The 4,719-nt window shown below is 62.6% G+C and carries 4 protein-coding genes; all 4 read left to right on the forward strand.

The window, feature by feature from the left end:
• Positions 1 to 178 precede the first annotated feature (178 nt).
• The 4 genes from ACE03M_RS03910 to ACE03M_RS03925 all read left to right on the forward strand — a co-directional run bounded on the left by ACE03M_RS03910 (position 179) and on the right by ACE03M_RS03925 (position 4,693).
• Entirely contained in the window at positions 179 to 1,552 is a 1,374-nt protein-coding gene (locus tag ACE03M_RS03910) for a hypothetical protein (RefSeq protein ID WP_485932821.1), read from the forward strand.
• A gap of 255 nt (positions 1,553 to 1,807) precedes the next feature.
• Positions 1,808 to 3,157, forward strand: a complete 1,350-nt coding sequence (gene tig / locus ACE03M_RS03915) for a trigger factor (protein WP_485932822.1) — start codon at positions 1,808 to 1,810, stop codon at positions 3,155 to 3,157.
• Positions 3,158 to 3,428: 271 nt separating this feature from the next.
• Positions 3,429 to 4,025: an ATP-dependent Clp protease proteolytic subunit gene (locus ACE03M_RS03920; RefSeq protein WP_101618803.1), complete on the forward strand. Its 597-nt coding sequence runs from the start codon at positions 3,429 to 3,431 to the stop codon at positions 4,023 to 4,025.
• 26 nt (positions 4,026 to 4,051) lie between these two features.
• Complete coding sequence (locus ACE03M_RS03925) at positions 4,052 to 4,693, forward strand: ATP-dependent Clp protease proteolytic subunit (protein ID WP_029417364.1); 642 nt, start codon at positions 4,052 to 4,054, stop codon at positions 4,691 to 4,693.
• The last annotated feature ends 26 nt before the right edge of the window (positions 4,694 to 4,719 follow it).

The following is a 4,719-nucleotide window of genomic DNA, read 5'->3' on the forward strand; positions in this document are numbered from 1 at the left end:
CCATATGGTCGGGCCGGTTTTTCGGTTCGCGATCGATCTGTCGGCCGCAGCGCGGTGGGTTCCGGTAGAATCTCCTTCTGCCCAGCACCGTGTGCCCGGGTTCCCGCATCAATTCTGCACGACCGAGGCGGCACCGTTCATCACTGATGGTGGCCCACGGCAGAAAGCCATTTCCCATATGAGTCCCGAGCCCCAGCAGCGGCGAGTGCCCTGGCCCCGACTGAACCGCCGACAGGTCCTCACAGGTGCACTCGCAGGTGCAGGTCTCCTCGGCGCAGGCTTCGTGACTTCCTCAGGCACGGACTTTCTCGCCCCTGCGCGCCGGACTGATCCCCTCCGCTCCGCCACCGTCGCCTTCACTTCTGGGACCGCGCGCGAGGGCATCGGCATCGAGATGGCGCAGCACTTGGAGGCGAACTCACGTGTCATGCCCGGAATAGAGGACCTAGGGCCGGCGGCACGACAACAGCAATTCCTGGACCGGTGCACTGCATGGATCACGCAGCTGCCCGAACACCGTCGCGATCTTGCCACCTCGGCGCTTTGCGATCTGTGGGTACTCACCGACTCCCTTCCGGCGACGGTGGCCAGCTGGGACCAGCCGTGGAGATACATCTGGCCGCGGGATGCGGCGTTCGCTGCGGTTGCTTTGGCTCGAGTCGGGATGCTCGACCTGGCGTGGCAGCACCTTCTTCACCTGCAGTCACTGCAATCGGAGGACGGGTCTTTCGCGGCGCGGTTCACCCCAGACCTGGGGCTGGCCCCGGACGAGCGCCCATCTCAGTTCGACGCGCTTGGACTCCTGCTCTGGGCCGTCAGCGACGTCCATGCTGTGGGGGCACGGACCACCGGACGAAATGAGGGAGTGGTCGCCGTCGAAGCGATGGCACCGATGCTGCGTCGCTCTTCCCGGCGCCTGCTTCACCTCACCGAGCGGGGAACAGTGCTGCCCCCGGTGTCGTCCGATTACTGGGAGGTCAGCGAATCCCAAGTCACGCTCGGCACAGCGGGACCCACATTGTTGGGCCTGCAGGCACTTGTCAGACTGGCAGAGCACAGCAGTGGACTGTGGGATCACATCGATGGGGGAGCCGACGCGCTCGGCGACAGCTGCAATGCGTTCGAAGCGACATTCTCTCGAACATTCATCGCCAATGGACTGCAGCGCTACCCGACCTCGGGAGGACTCGATTCGGCGGTGGCCTATCTGCCCGCGGCCGGGGCGGGCCTGGACCTCGGAGAATCGACCCTTGATCACGTCTGGGAGAGACTGCGCCAACCTGCCGGCGGGATCAAGCCGGGGCATGGATGGATCTTCGATCACACGAGCTGGACACCGTCGACATCACTCATGGGAGTCGGGTTCGCCCGCATCGGTGCCACAACACAGGCCGATGGGGTGCTCGACTGGTTGGGCAGCCATCGTACGCAGGCCGGCTCCCTTCCCGAGAAGGTCAGTGCAGAAGGCGCGGCAGTGTCGGTGGCACCTCTGTCGTGGACGGCATCCAATGTGATCATCACTCTCGACGAGCTCCATCGCGCCCGATCCTGACCCGAGCTGCCGGTGCCTCCGTGGCGGCATGGGTTCACGGTGCACGGCTGCGCTGTCCATCAGAACCGGCATCGATTGCGCTCCTCGCGAACTCCGGAACTGCGGCGGCCCGCCTGTTTCGTGTTTTGTCCCGTGTTTCGCGTAATATGGGTGACTGCGTCTTGCGGACGTGCGCGATCTCATCGTGGACTTTCGCTCCCTCCAGGTCACCAGATGACCGATTATGCATGACTGTCGAAATTGAAAGGTCGCACTGTGAAGAGCTCCGTCGAGCAACTCGACCCCACGCGGGTCAAGATCAGCGTGGATGTCCCATACGCCGAACTCAAGCCGAGCATCGACGAGGCATACAAGACCATCGGTGGCCAGGTCACCATTCCGGGCTTCCGCCAGGGCAAGGTCCCTGCGCGCATCATCGATCAGCGCGTTGGCCGACCCGCAGTGATCCAGGAGGCCGTGAACAACGGTCTTGACGGGTTCTACCGGGAGGCCGTCGAAGAGCACGATCTCAAGCCATTGGGCCAGCCCGAGGTCGAGATCTCCGAAGTCCCCGGCCTCGACGGCACCGAAGACGGCGACCTGACCTTCACTGTCGAGGTCGACGTGCGCCCCACGATCGAACTGCCTGCCTACGACACCATCAGTGTCGAGGTCGACCCGATCGAGGTCACCGATGAAGACGTCGATGCCGAGCTTGAGCAGCTGCGCACCCGCTTCGGAACGCTGAGCTCCGTTGACCGTCCTGCAGCCAAGGACGACTTCGTGACCCTCGACCTCGTCGCCACCATCGACGGCGAAGAGATCGACACCGCCTCCGACATCTCCTACCAGGTTGGCGCCGGGACCATGCTCGATGGCATGGACGAAGCCCTCGACGGTCTGTCGGCAGACGAGACCACCACCTTCGAGACCACCTTCGCGGGCGGAGAGCACGCCGGCGAAACCGGAACAGTCTCCATCACACTCAGCGCGGTCAAGGTTCGCGAGCTGCCAGAGGCTGACGATGACTTCGCTCAGCTGGCCAGCGAATTCGACACGATCGACGAGCTGCGTACGGACCTGCGCGAGCAGGCTGCGAAGCAGAAGGAGACCGACCAGGGTGCACAGGCACGCGACAAGGTCCTCGAATCACTGATCGAGACCCTCAACGTGCCCGTTCCCGAGAAGGTCGTCACCGACGAGGTTGAGCGTCACCTCGAGTCCGAGAGCCGCGTGGATGACGATGAGCACCGTAAGGAGGTCACCGAGGAGACCGAGCGCAATCTCCGCACCCAGTTCATCCTCGACTCGATCGCCGAAGCCGAAGAGGTTGAGGTGACACAGCCCGAGCTCATCGAATACCTCATCTCTGCGTCACAGCAGTACGGCATGAACCCGAATGAGTTCGCTCAGATGCTCGACAGCTCCGGACAGGTCAACGCACTGGTCGGAGAGGTCACACGCCGCAAGGCCCTGGCCGCTGCTCTCGCCGGTGCTGTCGTCAAGGACACAGCAGGCAATGTCGTCGATATGGAGGAGTTCACCTCTCCAGCTGAGGAAGAGGCACCTGAGGTCGTCGATGACTCAGATGATGCCGTCGCAGCCGAAGGCGACGACGATAACTGACTTCCAACCGCTTCGGCGGTGACAGAGCCGACAACGGTGGGCACGGAGAATATTCCGTGCCCACCGTTTCGCATAGGTGCATCGGTCGGCCGCAGCCACGTGTGGGCCTCATCCGGCACGAATCTTCCCAGCAGATGCAGGGGAATCCGGTGCCCGATCACGCTGATGGCGAACACAGGCGTTCCGACGGACTAAATCCGACCGGAGAGCAGTTAGAGTCCATATCAAGCCAACCAAAGACCAACAGGAGTGAAACGTGAGCGCACATGAAATGACAGCGCCCGTCGGCCTCGACGCCGGTGGAGCAATGGGTCTCGATGACCATATTTTCAACCGCCTGCTCAAAGAGCGCATCATCTGGCTCGGTTCGGAAGTGCGTGACTCCAACGCCAACGCGATCTGTGCTCAGATGATGCTGCTGGCGGCGGAGGATCCCGATGCGGACATCTCGCTGTACATCAACTCCCCGGGTGGCTCGGTCACCGCGGGAATGGCGATCTACGACACCATGCAGTACATCAAGCCAGATGTCTCCACCGTCGCCATGGGAATGGCCGCATCGATGGGGCAGTTCCTGCTGTCATCCGGTGCACCGGGCAAGCGGTTCGCCACCCCCCACGCCCGCATCCTCATGCACCAGCCGTTGGGTGGAATCGGCGGCACCGCCACCGACATCAAGATCCAGGCAGAGCTCATCCTGCACATGAAGAAGCAGATGGCAGAGCTCACCGCCGAACAGACAGGCAAGACCCTGGAGCAGATCCTCAAGGACAACGACCGCGACCACTGGTTCACCGCCGAAGAAGCACTGGAATACGGCTTCATCGACAAGATGGTGACCCGTTCGTCCGACGTCACCGACAACTGAGTGGGAGTCAAGGAAGAATGAATTCAATGAACTTTATGCCAGGGTCCACCGCCGGCAACATGCCGCAGTCCCGCTACGTCATGCCCCAGTTCGAAGAGCGGACTCCCTACGGTTTCAAACGCCAGGATCCCTACACCAAGCTCTTCGACGATCGCGTGATCTTCCTGGGCGTCCAGGTTGACGACACGAGCGCCGACGACGTGATGGCGCAGCTCCTGGTCCTCGAATCACAGGACCCTGATCGTGACATCACGCTCTACATCAACTCGCCGGGTGGCTCCTTCACCGCGATGACTGCCATCTACGACACGATGCAGTACATCAAGCCGGAGATCCAGACTGTCTGCCTCGGTCAGGCCGCCTCGGCTGCTGCCGTACTCCTGGCAGCCGGCACTCCGGGCAAGCGTCTGGCTCTGCCCAACGCCCGAGTCCTCATCCACCAGCCTGCGATGGAGGGCCAGGGACAGGGACAGGCTTCGGACATCGAGATCCAGGCCGCAGAGGTCTTCCGGATGCGCCAGTGGCTGGAGACGACTCTGTCGGACCACTCCAACAAGTCACCGGAGCAGGTCTCCAACGACATCGAACGTGACCTCTTCCTCACCGCCGAACAGGCGAAGGACTACGGTCTCGTCGATCAGGTTCTGACCTCTCGCAAGGCGGTCTGAGACACACGAACATCGTCGGGGGGCGG

The sequence above is a fragment of the Brevibacterium sp. AGC70 genome (assembly GCF_057334195.1).